This is a genomic window from Agromyces sp. NPDC052230, assembly GCF_040679595.1.
In the GTDB taxonomy this organism is placed as follows: Bacteria; Actinomycetota; Actinomycetes; order Actinomycetales; family Microbacteriaceae; genus Agromyces.
This window is the reverse complement of record NZ_JBFAVC010000001.1, coordinates 390,228-409,822: the sequence shown is the minus strand read 5'-3', so window position 1 is coordinate 409,822 and position 19,595 is coordinate 390,228. Positions and strand designations below refer to the sequence as shown.

The 19,595-nt window shown below is 71.8% G+C and carries 18 protein-coding genes; 9 read left to right on the top strand and 9 right to left on the bottom strand.

Annotation, left to right across the window (positions count from 1 at the left end):
- Window positions 1-95: 95 nt before the first annotated feature.
- From cofE to fgd, 4 genes are read left to right on the top strand one after another with little or no spacing between them, the layout of a single operon-like run.
- Window positions 96-872 (top strand): coenzyme F420-0:L-glutamate ligase, encoded by a 777-nt coding sequence (gene cofE / locus AB0K73_RS01985; protein WP_360510867.1) that lies wholly within the window; start codon window positions 96-98, stop codon window positions 870-872.
- Between the two features lie 20 nt (window positions 873-892).
- Complete coding sequence (locus tag AB0K73_RS01980; RefSeq protein WP_360510868.1) at window positions 893-1,891, top strand: TIGR03557 family F420-dependent LLM class oxidoreductase; 999 nt, start codon at window positions 893-895, stop codon at window positions 1,889-1,891.
- Window positions 1,888-2,532, top strand: coding sequence for a 2-phospho-L-lactate guanylyltransferase (cofC, locus tag AB0K73_RS01975; RefSeq protein WP_360510869.1), 645 nt, complete (start codon window positions 1,888-1,890; stop codon window positions 2,530-2,532). Before AB0K73_RS01980 ends, cofC begins: the two co-directional genes overlap by 4 nt.
- Window positions 2,529-3,548, top strand: coding sequence for a glucose-6-phosphate dehydrogenase (coenzyme-F420) (gene fgd, locus AB0K73_RS01970; RefSeq protein WP_360510870.1), 1,020 nt, complete (start codon window positions 2,529-2,531; stop codon window positions 3,546-3,548). Before cofC ends, fgd begins: the two co-directional genes overlap by 4 nt.
- Window positions 3,549-3,581: 33 nt before the next feature.
- Here the strand turns inward: fgd and AB0K73_RS01965 are convergent, their stop codons facing one another.
- Together AB0K73_RS01965 and ggt are read right to left on the bottom strand one after the other, a co-directional pair.
- Entirely contained in the window at window positions 3,582-5,015 is a 1,434-nt protein-coding gene (locus tag AB0K73_RS01965) for an MFS transporter (RefSeq protein ID WP_360510871.1), read from the bottom strand.
- Between the two features lie 91 nt (window positions 5,016-5,106).
- Window positions 5,107-6,954: a gamma-glutamyltransferase gene (ggt, locus tag AB0K73_RS01960; protein WP_360510872.1), complete on the bottom strand. Its 1,848-nt coding sequence runs from the start codon at window positions 6,952-6,954 to the stop codon at window positions 5,107-5,109.
- Between the two features lie 155 nt (window positions 6,955-7,109).
- On the opposite strand from ggt, the gene AB0K73_RS01955 reads away from it, so the two are divergent.
- The 4 genes from AB0K73_RS01955 to AB0K73_RS01940 are packed head-to-tail and all read left to right on the top strand — an operon-like array spanning window position 7,110 to window position 10,672.
- Complete coding sequence (locus AB0K73_RS01955; protein WP_360510873.1) at window positions 7,110-8,360, top strand: hypothetical protein; 1,251 nt, start codon at window positions 7,110-7,112, stop codon at window positions 8,358-8,360.
- 11 nt (window positions 8,361-8,371) lie between these two features.
- A complete protein-coding gene (locus AB0K73_RS01950; protein ID WP_360510874.1) occupies window positions 8,372-9,310 on the top strand; it encodes an ABC transporter ATP-binding protein in 939 nt (312 codons plus the stop codon).
- On the top strand, window positions 9,300-10,112 hold the full coding sequence (locus tag AB0K73_RS01945) for an ABC transporter permease (RefSeq protein ID WP_360510875.1): 813 nt from the start codon (window positions 9,300-9,302) through the stop codon (window positions 10,110-10,112). The genes AB0K73_RS01950 and AB0K73_RS01945 overlap by 11 nt, the downstream gene beginning before the upstream one ends.
- Window positions 10,109-10,672 (top strand): DUF3267 domain-containing protein, encoded by a 564-nt coding sequence (locus tag AB0K73_RS01940; protein ID WP_360510876.1) that lies wholly within the window; start codon window positions 10,109-10,111, stop codon window positions 10,670-10,672. Before AB0K73_RS01945 ends, AB0K73_RS01940 begins: the two co-directional genes overlap by 4 nt.
- A 20-nt stretch (window positions 10,673-10,692) precedes the next feature.
- Here AB0K73_RS01940 and AB0K73_RS01935 read toward each other — a convergent pair whose 3' ends face one another.
- The 6 genes from AB0K73_RS01935 to cofD form a co-directional block, all read right to left on the bottom strand.
- The gene (locus tag AB0K73_RS01935; RefSeq protein WP_360510877.1) at window positions 10,693-11,247 is read right to left on the bottom strand and encodes a class I SAM-dependent methyltransferase; all 555 of its coding nucleotides are present in this window, start codon (window positions 11,245-11,247) and stop codon (window positions 10,693-10,695) included.
- 12 nt (window positions 11,248-11,259) lie between these two features.
- On the bottom strand, window positions 11,260-11,748 hold the full coding sequence (locus AB0K73_RS01930; protein ID WP_360510878.1) for a hypothetical protein: 489 nt from the start codon (window positions 11,746-11,748) through the stop codon (window positions 11,260-11,262).
- 10 nt (window positions 11,749-11,758) lie between these two features.
- Window positions 11,759-12,622: an ATP-binding cassette domain-containing protein gene (locus tag AB0K73_RS01925; protein WP_360510879.1), complete on the bottom strand. Its 864-nt coding sequence runs from the start codon at window positions 12,620-12,622 to the stop codon at window positions 11,759-11,761.
- Window positions 12,623-12,635: 13 nt separating this feature from the next.
- Window positions 12,636-13,706 (bottom strand): putative F420-0 ABC transporter permease subunit, encoded by a 1,071-nt coding sequence (locus tag AB0K73_RS01920; protein WP_360510880.1) that lies wholly within the window; start codon window positions 13,704-13,706, stop codon window positions 12,636-12,638.
- A gap of 20 nt (window positions 13,707-13,726) precedes the next feature.
- On the bottom strand, window positions 13,727-14,722 hold the full coding sequence (locus AB0K73_RS01915) for a putative F420-0 ABC transporter substrate-binding protein (RefSeq protein WP_360510881.1): 996 nt from the start codon (window positions 14,720-14,722) through the stop codon (window positions 13,727-13,729).
- A gap of 113 nt (window positions 14,723-14,835) precedes the next feature.
- Window positions 14,836-15,903, bottom strand: a complete 1,068-nt coding sequence (gene cofD / locus AB0K73_RS01910) for a 2-phospho-L-lactate transferase (protein WP_360510882.1) — start codon at window positions 15,901-15,903, stop codon at window positions 14,836-14,838.
- Between the two features lie 90 nt (window positions 15,904-15,993).
- Here cofD and AB0K73_RS01905 point away from each other — a divergent pair, with 90 nt between their 5' ends.
- The gene (locus AB0K73_RS01905; RefSeq protein ID WP_360510883.1) at window positions 15,994-18,066 is read left to right on the top strand and encodes an elongation factor G; all 2,073 of its coding nucleotides are present in this window, start codon (window positions 15,994-15,996) and stop codon (window positions 18,064-18,066) included.
- Window positions 18,067-18,101: 35 nt separating this feature from the next.
- Here the strand turns inward: AB0K73_RS01905 and AB0K73_RS01900 are convergent, their stop codons facing one another.
- Complete coding sequence (locus AB0K73_RS01900; RefSeq protein WP_360510884.1) at window positions 18,102-19,502, bottom strand: DUF222 domain-containing protein; 1,401 nt, start codon at window positions 19,500-19,502, stop codon at window positions 18,102-18,104.
- Between the last annotated feature and the right edge of the window lie 93 nt (window positions 19,503-19,595).

Here is a 19,595-nt window from a genome sequence, read left to right as displayed (position 1 = left end):
GCCGCCGCCCGATCGGGCGCGCCATGCCGAATTCTCGCAGCGCGCCGCGCGATGCTGCAAGGATCGACTGAGGACCAGGGAGGGCGGGCGTAGCCGTGAAGTTCAGCATCGAGGGTGTGGAGGGGATGCCCGAGGTCGGGTCCGGCGACGACCTGGCCGCGCTCATCGTCGGGGCCGTCGACCTCGCCGACGGCGACATCCTCGTCGTCACCTCGAAGATCGTCTCGAAGTCGGAGGGTCGCGTCGTGCAGGCCGACGACCGGGAGGCCGCCATCGCCGCCGAGACCGTGCGCGTCGTCGCGACCCGCCAGCACGAGGGCGGGGTGACCCGCATCGTCGAGAACCGGCAGGGCATCATCGGTGCGGCCGCGGGGGTCGACGCGTCCAATGCACCCGACGGCACGGTGCTGTTGCTGCCCCTCGACCCCGATGCCTCGGCCCGGGCCCTGGCCACCGGCATCCGCGCCCTCACCGGTGCCGCGATCGGCGTCATCCTCTCGGACACCCTCGGCCGGCCCTGGCGCGAGGGCCAGACCGACATCGCGATCGGCGCGGCCGGCGTGCACGTGTTCGACGACCTGCGCGGGCAGACGGATGCCTCGGGCAAGTCCCTCGTCGTCACCATGCCGTGCGTCGCCGACGAGATCGCCGCCGCCGCCGAACTCGTGAAGGGCAAGTCGGCCGGCGTGCCGGTCGCGGTCGTGCGGGGTCTCGGGCGGTACGTGGGCGACCTCGACCTCCCGGGCGCGCGCAGCATCCAGCGGCCCGCCGAGCGCGACCTGTTCCGGATCGGCGCCGACGAGGCCTACAACGAGGGCTATCGAGACGGCTTCGACGAGGCCCAGGCCGAAGGGCAGGACGCCCATGCCTGAACCTCCGGCAGGATGGAGGGGTGCCAGCACACATCGGCTATGCCGCGATGCTCGAACGGTTCCCGCCCGCTGAGGCGGTCGCGCTCGCCGCGCTCGCCGAGTCGCACGGTTTCACGGGGGTCATGGCAACCGACCACTTCCAGCCGTGGGTGCCGGCGCAGGGAGAGTCCTCGTTCGTGTGGAGCGTGCTGGCCGCGATCGGTGAGCGCACCACGGGCGACCTCGGCCCGGGCGTCACGACGCCGACGTTCCGGATGCATCCGGCCGTCGTCGCCCAGGCGAGCGCGACCCTCGGCGCCCTCTACCCGGGTCGGCACTGGCTCGGCATCGGCTCGGGCGAGGCGCTCAACGAGCATGTCGTCGGCCGGTACTGGCCCGAAGCCCACGAGCGCATCAACCGCATGTTCGAGGCCGTCGACGTCATCCGCAAGCTCTTCGCGGGATCGATCGCCGGCCGCGACGTGCGTCACGCCGGTCCGCACTTCCGGCTCGAGTCGACGCGCCTGTGGACCATGCCTGCGGTGGCCCCCGAGATCCTCGTCGCGGCATCCGGACCCGTGACCGCCCGTCGCGCCGGACGCAGCGTCGACGGGTTCATCACCCTCGGCGGCCCGACCGACCGGCTCGCGCCGCTCGTCACGCGCTTCGGCGAGGGGGCCCGCGAGGCCGGACGCGACCCCGCCGCCATGCCGAAGGTCGTGCAGCTGCACCTGTCGTGGGCGACGACCGACGAGGAGGCCATGCGCAACGCCCTGCGCGAGTGGCCCAACGGGGGGATGCGCTTCCCGCGCAGCGACATCCGCTCGCCCTACGAGTTCGACCAGCTCGCCCGAACGGTGCGACCCGAGGACTTCGCGGGTCGCATGGTCGTCTCGGCCGATCTCGACGTGCACCGCGCCGACATCCAGCGTCACCTCGATCTCGGTTTCGACCGCGTCTACCTGCACAACGTCGGCCGCAATCAGGCGGAGTTCCTCGAGGTCTTCGGCCGCGACGTGCTGCCGGGGCTTCGCGCATGAGCTGGGTGGTCGTGATCCCGGTGAAGTCGCCTGCCTCGGGCAAGTCGCGGCTCGTTCCCGGGGTGACGGATGCCGCGCGCGCGGCGCTCGCCCGCGCGTTCGCGCTCGACACCATCGCGGCGGCTCGCGCGGCTCGGTCGGTCGACCGCGTGATCGTCGTGGGCGACGACGTGGATCTCTCTGATGGCGCGGAGTTCCTCCTCGAGCCCGGCGCCGACGGAAGCCCGGCCGAGCGGGGCCTGCTGCCGGCGATCCGGCATGGGATCGCGCACGCCCGCGCGGAGGTGCCCGTCGCCGTGGCCGTGCTGCTCGGCGACCTGCCGGCGCTCACCCCCGACGAGCTCGACGTGGCGCTCGACGCGGCGGCGCGGCATCCGCTCGCCTTCGTCCGCGACGCCGACGGCACGGGCACGACCCTTGCGACCGCGGCGGAAGGTGTCGCGTTGGACCCGCAGTTCGGGCCCGCGTCCGCAGCGCGGCACGCGGCGGCCGGGTTCGTCGCGCTCGAGGCGTCCGCAACCCCGGGACTCACCCGAGACGTCGACACGGTCGACGGACTCGAAACCGTGCTGCACCATGGAGTCGGGGACCACACCGCCGACGTCGTGGCGCACCTCGCTCATCGGAAGGGAATCTCATGACGCTGACATTCGGGTACAAGGCCTCGGCGGAGCAGTTCGACCCGCGTGAGCTGGTGGAGATCGCGGTCGCGGCCGAGGGGCACGGCATGGAGTCGGTGTGGACGAGCGATCATTTCCAGCCGTGGCGGCACACCGGCGGGCATGCGCCGTTCTCGCTGACCTGGATGGCCGCGGTGGGTGAGCGCACGTCGACGGTGAAGATCGGCACGAGCGTGATGACGCCGACGTTCCGGTACAACCCGGCGGTGCTGGCGCAGGCGTTCGCGTCGCTCGGGGTGCTGTATCCGGGGCGGGTGGTCGCGGGGTTCGGCACGGGCGAGGCGTTGAACGAGATCGCGACCGGGTTCCGGGGGGCGGGCGAGCAGGACTGGCCCGAGTTCCGGGAGCGGTTCGCGCGGTTGCGTGAGGCGGTGCGGTTGATGCGGGCGTTGTGGACGAGCGATGACCAGGTCAGCTTCGAGGGCGAGTACTACTCGACGCATGACGCCTCGATCTACGACCGGCCGGATGTCCCGGTGCCGGTGTACATCGCGGCGGGCGGGCCGACCGTGGCGAAGTACGCGGGCCGGGCGGGCGACGGGTTCATCTGCACGTCGGGCAAGGGGCCGGAGCTGTACGTCGACGAGCTGATCCCGGCGGTGAAGGAGGGCGCCGCGGCGGGCAACCGCTCCTACGACGCGCTGGACCGGATGATCGAGATCAAGCTGTCGTACGAGGAGACCGAGGACGCGGCGCTCGAGAACACCCGGTTCTGGTCGCCGCTGTCGCTCTCGAAGGAGCAGAAGCACGACATCACCGACCCCGTCGAGATGGAGCGCGCCGCGGATGCGCTGCCGATCGAGCAGATCGCGAAGCGGTGGATCGTCGGCAGCGACCCCGACGCGGTGGTCGAGCAGATCGGCCGGTACGTGGACTGGGGCTTCAACCACCTCGTGTTCCACGCGCCCGGGCACGACCAGCGCCGCTTCCTCGAGCTGTTCGAACGCGACCTCGCGCCCCGACTCCGCGCCCGCTGAGACCGCCGTCGTCGAAGATCGCTGCCGAACTCGTCACACCGAGCTGAGCTCGATCGCGTCGTCTGTCGGGGCAACATCCTGATCGTCGCGGCGTGCGCGGAGCCCGACCCAGATGAGGACGACGCTCGCGAGCGTCACGACCACGTTCACGCCGAGGGCGAAATGGATGCCCGCGAGCACGGCGCCCTGAGTGGCGGCGATCGCGCCGAGGATGGGGATCCCGACGGTCAGGGCGACCTGCTGGGTCATCGTGGTGAGTCCCGTGGCGAGGCCCTGTTCCGCGTTCGGCAGCCCCGAGGTGGCGGTGACGGTGTAGGCGACGATGGCGGTCACATGCCCGAAGAAGCCGAGGAGCAGCGCCGGGACGAGCACCACGAGCGCCGCCCGATCGGGGGCGATGAACACGAGCGGGAGCGTCGTCAGGCCCTGCACGGCCATGCCCGCGACGAGGACGGTGCGGTAGCCGAAGCGGGCGATGAAGCGCCCGGCGATCACGCCGGCGACGACGGAGGCCAACCCGGGAAGGCCGAAGATCACTCCCGTGATCAGGGGTGTGAAGCCGAGGATCTCCTGAAGGTAGATCGTCATCAGGAAGATCATGCCCGTCTCCATCGTGAAGACCACGAGCCCTGCGTAGTTGCCCCACTTCACGGTCGGTCGCTTGAGGATGCGCACCGGAGCGAGCGGTGCAGGCGAGCGGAGTTCGATCAGCCAGAAGGCGGTGAGCAGCACCACACCGACGATCGCCGCGGGAAGACTCCGTTCGATGACCGCGTAGATCAACGCGAGCAGCCCGCCGGTCACGGTCACCGCCCCGGGCAGGTCGAGCCGCACTCGGCTCGGCACCCGGCTCTCGGCGATGAGCAACGGGGTCGCGATGAGGATCACGACGGCGACCGGCACGTTGAGGAAGAACGCCGCGCGCCAGCTCAGCAGGCCGACGAGCGTGCCGCCGACCAACGCGCCGACGGTGAAGCCGGCTGACAGCAGCGCCCCGTTCAGGCCGAGCACGCGCGCGCGCATCCTGGGCTCGGTGAACGTCGTCGTGAGCAGGGACAGCGCGGCGGGCAGCGCCATCGCGGTCGCGAAGCCCTGCAGCGCGCGAGCGACGAGCAGCGTCGCCGAGTCGGCGGCGAATCCGCCGAGCAACGACGACACCAACAACAGCGCGATGCCGATGATGAACAGCCGGCGGCGACCGAACAGGTCGGCGAGACGGCCGAACAGGAGGGTGAATCCGGCGGCCGGCAGCGCATACGCCGAGGCGATCCAGGGCAGGCCCGTCAGCCCCATTCCGACCCCCGCCCCCACTTCGGGCAGCGCGACGTTCAGGATCGAGAAGTCCACGGACATCATGAAGGCCGCCCCGAGCAGGACCAGCAGGATCAGTCGTTGCCGCCGGTCGAACCCGTCGGGCGTGACGGTCTTCCGCACCTCGGGCCCCGGGCGTTCGATGCTGTCCTGCATGGTGACTCCTTCACGATGGCGATTGCTGCAACGGCATGGTTGCACATCGTGGAGTCAAGTGCAACTGTGAAGTTGCACTTCGCAATTCCCGTCAGTCGGTCGGGGCGACCACCAGGCCCGTTCCGCCGCCACGTCGCTCGGGCTCGGCGGCGGCCGTCATGAGGCCGTCGGCGTCGACCTCGATGGCCGCGGCGGCGCCGATCTCGCCGGTCTGCGTGAGCCCCTGCCCGTAGGGCGCGAGGTCGTCCTGGTACTCGGCGATGAACGCGGCCTCGGCGAGCGTCGCCGCGGTGTTGCGCTGTGTCGCGCGTGGGGCCGCCACGGCCTCCGAGATCGTCATGCCGAGGTCGATCCGGTTCAGCAGGATCTGCACCACGGTCGTGATGATCGTCGAGCCGCCGGGCGAGCCGAGCACGTAGCGCACCTCGCCGCCGTCGAGCACGATCGTCGGCGACATCGACGAGCGCGGGCGCTTGCCGGGCTCCACGATGTTCGGGTCATCCGGGTTCGGAACGAAGTTGAAGTCGGTCAGCTCGTTGTTGAGCAGGAAGCCACGGTCGGGCACCGTCATGCCCGATCCGCCGGTCTGCTCGATCGTGAGCGTGTACGCCACGGCGTTGCCCCACTGGTCGACCACGGAGAGGTGCGTGGTCGAGGGGCCCTCGAGGTCGAGGTGGTCGGATGCCGCGGCAGCGACGCATCCGGTCGCGCTGAGGTCGCCCGGCGCCACCGGTCGCGGCGACGCCAGTTCGGGGTCGATCTCGCAGGCCCGGGAGTCCGCGAACTCCTGGCTGAGGAGGATCTCGGTCGGCACGTCCACGAACGCGGGGTCGCCGACGTACGCGTTGCGGTCGGCGAAGGCGTGCGCGGTGGCCTCGAAGTACAGGTGGAGCGCCTGCCCCGGGTCATCCGCCGACGGCTCGAAGTTCTCGAGGATGTTCAGCGACTCGCCGACGGTCGTGCCGCCCGACGACGACGGCGCCATGCCGTAGACGTCGAGGCCGCGGTACTCGACGAGCGTCGGGTCCTGGAAGATCACCTCGTAGTCGGCGACGTCCTCGGCGGTCATGAACCCGGGGTAGGCCGGAAGTGTGGCGCCGTCGACCGTGATCGGGTCCTGCACGACGGCGGCGATCTCGTCGGCGATCGGCCCCCCGTAGAACACGTCGGTGCCCTGCAACGCGATCTCGCGCAGGGTCTTCGCGAGGTCGGGGTTCGTGAACGTGGTGCCGACCACCGGCGCATCCCCGTCGGGAAGGAAGAGCTCGGCCGTGTCGGGGAACTGCGCGAAGCGGTCCTTGTTCGCGAGCGTCTGCTGGCGGAAGGTCTCGTCGACGCGGAATCCGCGGGTCGCGAGGAGGATCGCCGGCTTCATCATCTCCTTCAGCGACTCGGTGCCGAACTCGTCGAGCGCAGCCTCCCAGGTGGCGAGCGTGCCGGGGACGCCGACCGAGAGGCCCGACGACACCGCGGAGGCGAACGGGTAGGGAGTGCCGGTCGCCGGGTCGATGAAGGCGTCGCTCCCCATGCCGGCGGGCGCGGTCTCGCGTCCGTCGATGGTGGTGACCTCGCCGGTCGCGGCGTCGAAGTAGACGAAGTACCCGCCGCCGCCGATGCCCGCGCTGTAGGGCTCGGTGACGCCCAGCGCCGCGGCCGTGGCGACCGCGGCATCCGCGGCGTTGCCGCCCTTGCGGAGCACCTCGAGTCCGGCGGCGCTGGCCTCCGCGTCGACGGATGACACGGCGCCGCCGTATCCCGTCGAGGTCGATGGCGCGGGTGGCGCCGGACGCCCGGCCGCGACCGCACCTGCGGACCCCGGGGCGGCGGTCGGCAACGCTGCCGCGGGTGCGACCACGGCGGCGGCCGCGAGCGACATCGTGGCGGCGAGTGCGATGCCCACGCGACGGAACGCGGAGCGGCGGCGGACGACGTTGACCATGAGAACCCCCCGGACTGGGTACAGCTGTCAGTGCCGCTCACCCTAGCGTCGCGATCGACCCCGCGGCAATGGCCGGGTCGCCGGGGGAGCGCGGCGATCCTGAATGTTCGCCCCGTTTCGGCACCGGTTGCCGCGCGCGGGCGTAGCCTGATGACATGCGCGCCAGCAGCTCCGAGGCGTCCCGCAGGTTCACCCGCTGGATCCCCGCCATCGCCGCGCCGATCGTGATCGGCGTCGGCGTCGTGCTCGTGCCGATGCAGGCGAACGCCGCGGTCGACCTGCCCGACCTGTCGCCGGCCGAGCTCCTCGAGTTCGCCGCGTCGAGCGAGGTCGACGCGCTCTCGGGCACCATCGAGCAGACCTCCGAACTCGGACTCCCCGACCTCTCCGCACTCAGCGGCGCGATGGGCGGTAGCGCGGGAGCGGGCGGCGGCGGCCCTGCCGGTGACGGCGAGGCATCCGCTTCGGCGACCGACCTCGACGACCTCATCTCGCTGGCCACCGGCACGCACACGGCGCGCGTCTACGTCGACGGCGACGACGCGCGGCTGCAGGTGCTCGACCGCCTCGCCGAGCGCGACGTCTACGTGAGCGATGATGGCGCCTGGGCCTACGACTCGCGCGAGCAGGCGGCGACCCACGTCACCGTCGACGAGGCCTCGTTCGACGCGCTCGAGCAAGAACTCGAGGCCACCCACGGCGCCGACGCCGAGGCGCGGGCCGATGAGCTGCGCGAGCAGTACGAGGCCGAGGCCGGCGAGCCCATGCCGACGCCCGAGGAGATGCTCGACCGGGCGCTCGCGAAGCTCGACGAGACCGCCGAGGTCTCGGTCGGCACCGACTCCCGCGTCGCCGGACGCGAGGTGTACGAACTCGTGCTCGAGCCGCGCGACGCCGAGACGCTCGTCGGCGAGATCACGGTCGCGATCGACGGGGAGACGGGCGCGGCGCTCGCGGCATCCGTCACCGCCCGGGGGTCCGATGAGCCCGCCTTCAGCGTCGCCTTCACCGACGTGTCGTTCGAGGCGCCCGACGCCTCGGTGTTCGACTTCACGCCGCCCGAGGGAACCGAGATCACCGAGCACGTCGTGACCGCGCCGACGCTCGCCGAGCTCGAGCAGCGCAAGGCCGAGGCCGAGGCCGGGGCGACGGGCGAGCGGATGCCGCAGCCGGTCGTGCACGGCGAGGGCTGGACGACCGTGGTCGAACTGCCGGCTGGCGAGGGTGCGGCGTCGGGCCTCGGCCCTGAGGCATCCGCGATGCTCGACGCCCTCACGCAGGGTGTCGACGGCGGACGCGTGCTCTCGACGTCGCTCGTCACGGTACTGCTCACCGACGACGGACGCGTGCTCGCCGGCGCCGTCACGGTCGACCACCTCCTCGACGTCGCCGCGTCCGGTCGCTGACGGGCGCCGCGGTGGCCGACCTCGCGATCGAGACGCACGACCTCACCAAACGCTTCCGCTCCCAGCTCGCCGTCGACGGGCTCGGTCTCGCGGTGCCGCGCGGCTCGGTGTTCGGGTTCCTCGGTCCGAACGGATCGGGCAAGACCACGACGATCCGAATGCTGCTCGGCCTCGTCGCGGCCACGGCGGGCAACGCGCGCGTGCTCGGCGCCGAGATACCGCGGAACGTCGACACCGTGCTGCCCCGCGTCGGCGCGCTCGTGGAGGGTCCGGCGTTCTCGCCGTACCTGTCGGGCGAGGCGAACCTGCACCGCTTCGACGCGGCCGACCGGCGGGCGTCGCGGCGCACCCGCTCGGCTCGCGTCGCCGAGGCGCTCGACCGGGTCGGTCTCTCGCACGCCGCTCGCAAGAAGGTGCACGCCTACTCGCTCGGCATGAAGCAGCGGCTCGGGCTCGCGAACGCGTTGCTCACCCCACGCGAACTGCTCGTGCTCGACGAGCCGACGAACGGACTCGACCCGCAGGGCACGCGCGAGGTGCGAGCGCTCATCCGGTCGTTCGCCGACGACGGCACGACCGTGTTCGTGTCGAGTCACCTCCTTGCCGAGGTCGAGCAGGTGTGCACGCACGTGGGCGTCATGAGCGCGGGACGGCTCGTGGCCCAGGGCACGCTCGACGAGTTCCGCGCCGAGGGCGAGACGCGCGTGCTCGTGCGCACGCCCGATGTGGCACGGGCGCGCGAGGTGCTCGAGGGGCTCGGACTCGGGCTCGACGCGGAGCGCGCCGGCGAGGCATCCGTCACCGCACGTCTCGGCGCACTGCCGCCCGAACGCGTGGTCGCCGCCCTCGTCGAGGCCGACGTGCGCGTTCGCGGCTTCGAGACGCTGCACGCGAACCTCGAGCAACGCTTCGTGGAGCTCACCGGGGAGGGGTTCGACGTTGTCCAGTGACCTCCTCGGCTCGGAGCTGTTGACGCTGTTCCGGCGGCGCCGCACGTGGGCGATGCTCGCCGCCCTCGGACTCATCCCGATCCTCATCGCCGTGGCGATCCGCATCTCGGGGGGTTCGTCGCCTGGGCGGGGTCCCGCGTTCCTCGACCAGGTCGCCGGCAACGGGCTGTTCGTCGGAGTGACCGCCATGACCGTGGCGATCCCGCTGTTCCTTCCGCTCACGATCGGCGTCGTGGCCGGCGATTCCATCGCCGGGGAGGCGAGCCACGGCACCCTGCGATACCTGCTCATCGCGCCGGCGGGACGCATCCGCCTGCTCGTCGTGAAGTACCTCGCCGCCGCCGCCTTCTGCATGGCTGCGACCCTGACCGTCGTCATCGTGGGCACGCTCATCGGGTGGGCACTCTTTCCGGTCGGACCGGTCACGCTGCTCTCGGGCGCCACTGTCGAGGTGGGCGAGGCGCTCGTGCGCTTCCTCGCCATCGCCGCGTACGTCACCGTGTCGCTCCTCGGCATGTCGGCGATCGGGCTGTTCCTCTCGACGCTCACGACGGTGCCGGTCGGCGCCATGGCGGCGACGGCGATCCTCGCGGTCGTCTCGCAGATCATGGGCGCGCTGCCGCAGTTGGAAGCGCTGCATCCGTGGCTCTTCACCCACCACTGGCTCGGCTTCGGCGACCTCATGCGCGAGCCGATCGTGTGGGACTCGTTCGTCGACAACGCCGTGCTGCAGGCCGGCTACGTCGTGGTCTTCGGCGCCCTTGCGATCGGCCGGTTCCTCACGAAGGATGTGCTGTCATGAGCGATGCCGCCGGACTCCCCGACAGCTATCGACGCCACGACATCGTCGACCTGAAGAAGGATCGGAAGCTCGCCCTCGCGGTGCAGGGCGGCTTCGTGCTGCTGGCCGTGCTCGCCGTCGCCGTTGCGCTGCTCGCGAAGCTTCCGCTGCAGACCGAGTGGAACCCCTTCGTCACGATCGTCGTGACGGTGGTCGCGTGCCTCGTCTACATGGTCGCGCACGAGGCGACCCACGGCGTGGTGCTGCAGATCCTGACCAAGGTGAAGCCCTCGTACCGCATGCGGTTCCCGTTCCTGACCACCGGCGGCAACGCCTACCTCACACCGCGGAGCGCGATCGTCGTCGCCCTCGCCCCGATGGTGATCTGGGCGATCGTGCTGATCGTCGCGTTGCTGGTCGTGCCGCAGGAATGGCGGTTCACCGTCTACGTCGTGTTGGCACTGAACTTCGCCGGTTCCTCGGGCGACCTGGTCGAGGTGTACGTGCTGTCACGGCAGCGTCGCGATGCGCTCGTGCAGGACGACGGCGACAAGATCCACGTCTTCCATCCGGTGGGTTGAGTCCCGCTGACGTCGTCTCGTCAGCCTGCGGCTGCCGTCCTCACGGCGACGATGGCCGACCCGTGGTCGCCGTCGAGACGGCGACTCACCTCGAATGCCGGTGAGGCGGCGACGGATGCCTCGACCCGGTCGAGGTGGCGTCGATCAATGCCCCGGGCGGGGCCGTCGCCATAGGCGATGAGGAGCCGGCCGCCGGGCGCCATCGCACGCGCGAGCGCGTCGAGCTCGGCCGCTGCATCCGACGTCCAGAAGACGTTGACGTTCACGGCGATGGCGGCGTCGACCGGGCCGACGTCGGGGTCGAGTCCCGAGAGGTCGGAGACGCGCAGGTCGACCGTGCCGTCGGCGACGGCACGCGGCACGCGTTGCCGGATGCGCTCGACCGCCTTCGTGGAGCGGTCGATGGCGACGACGGCTGGGCGGGTGGCGTGCGCGGCATCGGTTCGCCCCAGTTGTTCGACCAGGAGTTCGACCGACGCCCCGGTGCCCGAACCGATGTCGAGCACGCGCTCGCCCGGCCGCGGCTCGAGGTGCTCGACCGCCCACCGGACGCGCTCGGGAATCGCCGCCGCCATGCCGACGGCGGGTTATCCGACCTGCGCCGGATGGCGCTCGCCGACGCTCGGCGGCAGCCGGCACAGGTCGTAGTAGAACCGTTTCGGGGAGGACTCGTCGGTCGCGTCGACGATGACGTTGACGGATCCGTGGGGCAGTTCGTCGCCCGCGAGCACCCACACCGAGAAGTGCCAGATGCCGCGCACCGCCAGGTTCAGCAGGCCGGCGCCGTCGACCACGAGCACGGTGTCGGGGTCGATGGCGTCGCTCAGCGCGCCTGCGCGGAACGGCTCCACCGTGTCGCGTCGCAGGGTCGCCTCGTCGACGTCGCCGAGTGACACTCGCCGCGCGGGCTGGCCGCGGCGCTGGAGTACGTGGGCCAGGTCATCGGCGAGCCGCTCGGCGCGCTCGCCGGTCTCGCTCTCGACGGCGACGAGCCTGCGGCCGCGCGGCGAGTTGTGCAGGAACTCGTCGGCGATCGAGTCGAGCAGGGTCTGGCGTGCTTCGGTGAGCTCGTCCATGCCGCCAAGGCTACGCCTCGGCCGCGCCGGCCGCGACGGCTTCGACGGCGTCGGCTGCGTCTGCGGTGTCGGCTCGCGACATCCGTCCGCCGCGAGCGACCTCTGAGAAGGCGATGAGCGGGCGTCCGTTCACCGGATGCTCCAGCACGGATGCCTCGACGCCCCACACCCGACGGATGAGCTCGGGCGTGAGCACCGCGCCGGGCTCGCCCGCGGCAACCACGCGACCCTCGGCGAGCACGATCACATGGTCGGCGTACCCGGCCGCGAGCGAGAGGTCGTGGAGGGCGGCGAGCACGGTGAGCCCGCCGTGGGCGAGCTCGCGGAGGAGGCCCAGCATCGTGAGCTGGGCATGCACGTCGAGGTGGTTCGTGGGCTCGTCGAGGAGCAGCAGTTCGGGTTCCTGCGCGAGCGCGCGGGCGAGGTTGACCCGCTGGCGCTCGCCGCCCGAGAGGGTCGCGTAGTCGCGGTCTTCGAGTTCGGTGAGTCCCGCGTCCTCGAGGCAACGGCGCACGATGGCCCGGTCGAGGTCGCCGGGCCCGGCGAACGCGCCGACGTAGGGCGTGCGTCCGAGCGCGACGACCTCGGCGACGCGGAGGCCCGGGGCATCCGTCACCTCCTGCTCCGCGAGGGCCACGACGCGGGCGCGGTCGCGTCGGCGGAGGGCGGCGAGGTCGCGGTCGCCGAGGCGTGCGGTGCCCGCATCCGCTCGCTCGATGCCCGCGATGAGGTGCAGCAGCGTCGACTTTCCGGCGCCGTTCGGCCCGAGCAGGGCGCCGACCCGGCCGCCCGGCACCGTGCAGTCGACGTCGTCGATGATGAGCCGGCGACCGCGGGTGAAGCGCACGCGGTCGGTGTGCAGGGCGTCGGTCATGCGAGCCTCCGGTTCATGCGAGCCCCCGGTTGCGGAGCATGAGCACGGCGAACACCGGCCCGCCGACGAGGGCCGTGAGGATGCCGACGGGCAGCTCCCGCGGGTCGAAGAGCGTGCGTGCGCCGGTGTCGGCCCACACGAGGAAGAGTGCGCCGGCGAGCGCCGAGAGCGGCAGCAGCGCGCGGTGCCGGGCGCCGATGAGGAACCGCACGGCGTGCGGGAGGATGAGGCCGACGAACCCGATCGAGCCGCTGACCGCGACGAGCGCGCCCGTGAGCAGCGCGGTTCCGGTGAGGAGCAGCGCACGGCTGCGGCCGACATGCACACCGAGCGCCGCGGCGGCCGTGTCGCCGAACGCGAACGCGTCGAGCGTGCGTGCGCTCGCGAGGAGCGGCACCCCGATGACGATGACGGCGCCGCCCGCGATCGCGACCGAGGTCCAGTCGGTGCCCGCGAGCGAGCCGAGCAGCCAGTTGAGGATCTCGCGGTAGCTGTCGCCCGTCGCGCTCCAGAAGATGACGAGGCTCGTGATCGCGCCGAACACCGCCGACACGGCGAGGCCGGCGAGCACCGTGCGCGTCGGTGTGAGGGCACCGGCCGCGTTCGCGAGGCCGAGCGTGGCGACGAGCGCGACGAGCGCGCCCGCGAAGGCCGCGAACGGCAGCACGAGTCCGGCGCCGAGCACGATCACGATGACCGCGCCCACCGAGGCGCCCGACGAGAGGCCGAGGAGGTAGGGGTCCGCGAGCGGGTTTCGGGTGAGTGCCTGCATGACGGCGCCGCAGAGGGCCAGGCCCGCGCCGACCGCCGCGGCGCTGAGGACGCGCGGCATCCGCAGCTCCCACACGATGCCGTCGCGCAGCGGGCTCAGCGTCGGTTCGCCGATGCCGAGGTGCGCGAGCACGCTCGCCCAGACGTCGGCGGGGCTGAGGCCGGCCGGCCCGATGGTCACGGCGATGACGACGGATGCCGCGAGCAGCACGCCGAGGCCGACGGTCCACGCGGCGGTGCGCGCCCCATCCCGCGTCGGGAGAACAGGGGCCTGCCGCGAGGACAGGTCGCTCGCGCCTGTTCTCGCCGTCATGCCCACCGTTCCCCCTGTGTTCACAACGCGTCCAGTTGCTCCACGAGCGACGCGACCGCGCCGACGTTGCGCACGCCCGCCTCGGTCGCCGGGAAGTCCACGACGAGGTAGCGCCCCTGCTGCACGGCGGGCAGCGCCGCGGTCGCGGCGTTCTGCTCGAGGAGCGCGATCTTCTGCTCGGCGGTGTTCCACGCGGCATCCACGAGCACGATCACGTCGGGGTTCGCGGCCACGATGGCCTCCCAGCTCATCGACGTCCAGGTGTCCTCGACGTCGTCGGCGATGTTCTCGAGCCCTGCGGCGTCCATGATCATCTGCGGTGCACCGATGCCCGCGCCGACGTAGGGCGTCTCGCTGCCCGACGAGTACCAGAGGGCCGTGAGCCCGTCGTCGTTCGGCTGGATCGCGTCGAGCTCGGCGCGTTGCTCGGCCACGAGGTCGGCCGCGGCATCCGGAGCACCGAACAGCTCGCCGGCCTCCTCGAACTCGCGGAACACCTCGTCGAACGTGAGCGGGTTCGGCATGTACCCCTCGGCCTTGCAGGCGGCGGGCGCGACGTAGGTGGCAACGCCCAGCTTCTCGAGCGTCTCGCGATCGCCGGCGCCCTCGGCCGAGAGGTTCGACTCCCAGCCCGCGAACACGAGGTCGGGCTCGGCGGCGAGCGTGACCTCCTGCGATGGCACCTTGTCGGAGAGCGTCGCGAGGCCGGATGCCGCGTCGGCGTACTGCTCGGGCACGGGGCCGTCGCTGAACGCGGAGCCGACGACGCGGTCCTCGAGCCCGAGCGCGAGGAGCAGCTCGAGCGTCGACGACTTGATCGTGACGATGCGCTCGGGCGCCTGGTCGAGGGTCACGTCGGTGCCGCAGTTGTCGATCGTGACGGGGTAGCCGGATGCCGCGGCGGGGGCATCCTCGTCGGCGCCGGCCGAGGCGGTCGACGTGGTCGCGCAGCCCGCGAGGAGCAGCGCCGCAGCGGGCAGGGCGAAGAGGGGTGCGAAACGGCGGGAATCAGGCATGGGGTCTCCGGGATGGCAGGTGCAGTGTCGATTCCGACGAACGTCGGCGACTCGCAGCCCAATCCCGGGCCACACGCATCGATCAGATCCAGATCGAGGGGTCGCGGTACAGCCTACTCGCGCCTGGCGACATCAGGGGAGCGATCCCGGATGCTCGCACCGAGGTCGATCGCCGAGCCCGCGAGCGCGGCCGACGTGTCGAGGTCGCGCATCCACAGGGGCACGGATGCCGCGACGAGACCCGCCTCCTCGAGCGACGCGACCGCGGCGGCATCCGTCTCGTCGACGAGCCAGCCGTCGAGGAGGCCGCCCGCGGTGCGCGCGCCGTAGTGCCGGGCGACGGCCGCGGCATCCGTCTCGACCCCGATCGCCGTCAGGCAGGCGTCGGCCATGCCGCGCACGACCTTGCCCCCGATGATGGGCGAGACGCCGATCACGGGCGCGCTCGTCGCGGCGAGGGCCTCCCGGATGCCCGGTACCGAGATGATCGTGCCGATCGAGACCACCGGGTTCGACGGGGCGAGAAGCACGACTTCGGCGTCTGCGATGGCCTCGACGACGCCGGGTGCCGGTCGGGCTGCGGCGAGGTTGCGCTGCTCGAAGCCGACCGCGGGGATCGAGGCGCGGTACCGCGTCCACCACTCCTGGAAGTGCAGCTCGTCGCGGCCCGCCGCGTCGGGCAACGACGGGTCGATGCGCACGTGCGTGTCGACCTCGGTGTCGGTCGCCGGGATGAGCCGCACGCCGAGCGGCCAGCGGCGCTGCAGGCGCTCGGCGACCTCGGACGGCGTCGCGCCCTCCCGCAGCCACGACGTGCGCGCGAGGTGCGTGCCCAGGTCGAGGTCGCCGAGCGTGAACCACGGCCAGCCCACGCCCCACTCGCGCAGTTCGGCGGCGACCCGCTCGGTCTCGCCGGCGCGGCCCCAGCCGCGCTCGGTGTCGTTGACGCCCGCGAGCGAGTACAGCAACGAGTCGAAGTCGGGCATGAGCCGCACACCCGCGAGCCACAGGTCGTCGCCCGTGTTGACGATCACGGTGATGTCGGCGGATGTCCCGGTCGTGACATCCGCGACGGGCCTCGCGACGGGCCTCGCGACGGGCCCGCGCCGCGCGCACTCCTCGCGTACGCCGCGCACGAAGCGCGATCCTCCGACCCCACCGGCGAGCACCGTGATCCGCATCCGGCCAGCCTATGGGCCATGTGCCTCTGGCATTCCGCGCCCGTGGGGTACACGATGGAACGCAGGATCCGCACCGGAGCGGGAGGCCACATGAACTCGGCAACAACCTCGACGCACCGGACCGTCGCCCTTGTGGGCGGAGCAGGTTCGGGCAAGACCACCCTCGCCGAAGCGCTGTTGCATCGCGCCGGCGCCATCACGAGAGCCGGCACGGTGGAGCAGGGCTCGACCGTGTGCGATCACGAGCCCGAGGAGGTCGCGCGCGGCACGACCCTCGGGCTCTCGCTCGCCTACGTGGAGTGGACCGCGCCCGACGGCGTCGAGCACGCCGTCACCCTCGTGGACACCCCGGGGCATCCCGACTTCGTCGGTGGTGTCGACACGGCGCTGTCGGTGGCGGATGTCGCGCTCGTCGTCGTGAGCGCGGTCGACGGCGTCACCGCGGGCACGCGGTTCGTGTGGTCGGCGGCCGAGGCTGCGGGTGTGCCGCGCATCGTAGTGGTGACGCAGGAGGACAAGACCCGCGCCGATTTCCGTCGCGTGCTCGGGGAACTGCGGTCGGCGTTCGGGGAGCACCTGTGGCCGCTCGAGCTCCCGCTCGGCGAAGAGCAGGCGTTCCACGGGGTCGCCGACGTGCTGAGCGAGCAGGCGCTCGAGTACGACGAGGCCGGCCGACACCGCGAGGGGCCGTTGCCGCCCGAAGCGGAGGCCGAGGAGCACCGGATGCACCTCGACGTGACCGAGGAGATCGTCTCGCACGACGACGAGCAGCTCGAGGCCTATCTCGAGGGCAACGAGCCATCCGCCGGCGAGCTCGAGCGCACGTTCGCGCGCGAGGTCGCGACGGGCGAGGCCGTGCCCGTGGTGGTGTGCTCGGGCGTCACCGAGACGGGCGTCGACCGCGTCGCCGACCTGCTGTGCGCTCTGGCGCCGTCGTCGCTCGACCACGACGGACGGATCGTCGTGGGCGCGGGGTCGGGTGATGGCGGGGGCGGCACCGAGGTCGCCGTGGCACCGAACCCCGATGGCGAGGTGCTCGTGCACGTCTTCCGCACCGTTGCCGACCCATTCGTCGGTCAGGTGTCGATGCTCAAGGTGCTCTCCGGCGTGCTGCGACCGAGCGATCGGCTGCGCAACGCCACCACGGGTGCCGACGAGCGCATCCACGGCATCTTCCGGCTCCGCGGCGCCGAACACCTGCCGGCAGACGTGCTCCGCGCGGGAGACGTCGGTGCGGTCGCCAAGCTCACGGGGTCCCCCTCGGGCTCGCTGCTCTGGTCGCGCACGAGCGGCTCGGCCCGACCCGCGTCGGTGCCGCCCCGCGCGCCGGTGTTCGCGGTGAGCCTCGAACCGGCGTCGCAGTCCGACGACGAGAAGCTGTCGGGCGCGCTCTCCCGGCTCGTCGCCGAGGACCCGACGCTTCTCATCGACCGCACGGGTGGCGCGACGATCCTGCGTGGCCTCGGCGACACGCATCTGGCGGTCGCCGTCGAGCGCCTGGCGCGCGTCTTCGGAGTGCACGTGAACACCGGCCCGGCGCCCGTCGCCTATCGCGAGACGATCGCCGGTTCGGCCGACGCCGAGGGCAAGTTGAAGAAGCAGTCGGGCGGTCACGGGCAGTTCGCCGTCGTGCAGCTGCGGGTCTCGCCCCTGCCTCCGGGCCAGGGCTTCGAGTTCGTCGACAAGGTCGTCGGTGGTGCGGTGCCACGCACGTACATCCCTGCCGTCGAGAAGGGTGCACGTGATGCGCTCGCCACGGGCGGTCCGCAGGGGCACCCGGTGGTCGACGTCAGGGTCGAGCTGTACGACGGCAAGTCCCACTCGGTGGACTCGTCGGAGATGGCGTTCCGCACGGCCGCGTCGATGGGTGTGAAGGCCGCGCTCGCCGAGGCCGGCACGGTGCTGCTCGAGCCCGTGTCGATCGTGACCGTCACCGTGCCGTCGGACCTGCAGGGCACAGTGCTCACCGATCTGTCGGGTCGTCGCGGCCGGGTGAGTGCGACGGAGGCGGCGGATGACGGTCGTGCACGCGTGGTGGCGAGCGTGCCCGACGCCGAACTCGCCCGGTACGTGCTCGACCTGCGGTCGATGACCGGCGGTCAGGCGGAACTCGTGATCACGCCCGATCGATATGCGAAGGTGCCGAGCAGCGCCAAGGTCTGAGCAGAACGCCGGCGCGAGGACAGCGGGAACGTCGCTCACGCCGCGACATCCGTCACCGCCATTTCGAAGCGCGCCCTCCCTCCGAGCCTCGGCACCTGCCCGGGATCGAGATGCGATGGTGGGATGAACCAGACGTTGCCGTCGGTGACGCGGATGGCCCAGCCCTCGCGATGCACCGCGTGATGGCAGAAGCTGCAAATGAGCACTCCGTTGTCGAGGTCGGTCGGGCCGGTATCGCGTTCCCACCAGTCGATGTGGTGAGCCTCGACGTATCCGATGTTCTGCCCGCACGAGGCGCAGCCGCCGTCGCGCTCGCCGAGGGCGAGGCGCTGTGCTCGGGTGAAGAGACGCGCCGCCCGGCCGAGGTCGAGCGGCAGGCTCTCGCCTCCGAACACGGCCGGGATGAGCTCGGCGTCGGCGGCCAGGCGCCGCGCGCTCGCCGCCGAGATCGGCTGGTCGATGCCATCGATTCGGGCGTGGCCGAGTCCGCTGACGAGCGTCTCGAGATCCATCCGCACGACGACCGTCGTGCTCGCGAGCTGCGTGAGGCCTCGGGCGCAGCCGAGTGCGTGGCGAGCGAGGTCGGCGAGCGCGTCGGCCTGCAGCTGCGGGATCGACCGGTCGTCCTGGATGAGCGGTGCGGGTCCGGCATCGCCCGCGACCCCGTCACGGCGTCGACGCAGGACATCGCTGACGAGCGCTTCGATGGCCGCCTTGACGGGTGCGGCGCTCACCGGGTCGAGCCGGGCATGCAGATGCACCATGCCGTTGCCGTCTTCGCGGATGGTCAGCGACCGCTCGGCGCGGAGCTGCTCCTCCCGCGGCTCCACCCCGTCGGCGTCGAGGCGCGCCTCGGCCTCGCGAACCCCTCGCATCACGACCTCGAGCGGCACCTCTGAGGCCAGCCGCACGAGCGCCGCTTCGGCGGCGTCGGCCAGCCCGGGTTCGGCCCGCAATGCGACGCGGTCGAGCATGCCCGTGATCGCGGATGCGGCCTCGAGGCTGATCGCGCCAGACTCCAGGGCCGCGCCGACATGCGGATGCCGCGACGGCGCACGCTCGCCGAGGAACGTTGCACGTTCGGCCGTGGCCGCACCGACCGCGATGAGTCTGGCCGCCTCGACCCGAGACCCGCCCGTGGAGGCGGCGATGAGTCGCACGGGATTGTGGAACCCCTGGGCCCTGGCCAACCCCTGGTCGCCGAACTCGGGCCCTGATCGCCGCGCGACTTCGGACGCGACCCGGGTGAGGATCCCGTCGACCTCGCGTCGCAGGTGCGAGAGCCGGTCGGTCACCAGCACCAGCCCGGCATCGCTCATCTGCTCGACCTCAGCCTGCGCGCCACCCGCCATAGCCCCGAATGCCGGCATCGCCTCGACCCACGCGGCGGCGAGCGCCGCAAGATCGCGCTCGAGTGAGGCCAGGGAATGTTCCATGCTTCGATCCTGCACCCGACCACCGACATTGAAACTGGCGATAAACGACCGCTGACCAGCGCAAATGCCTGTGGAGACTTCGACAAGGCGTCC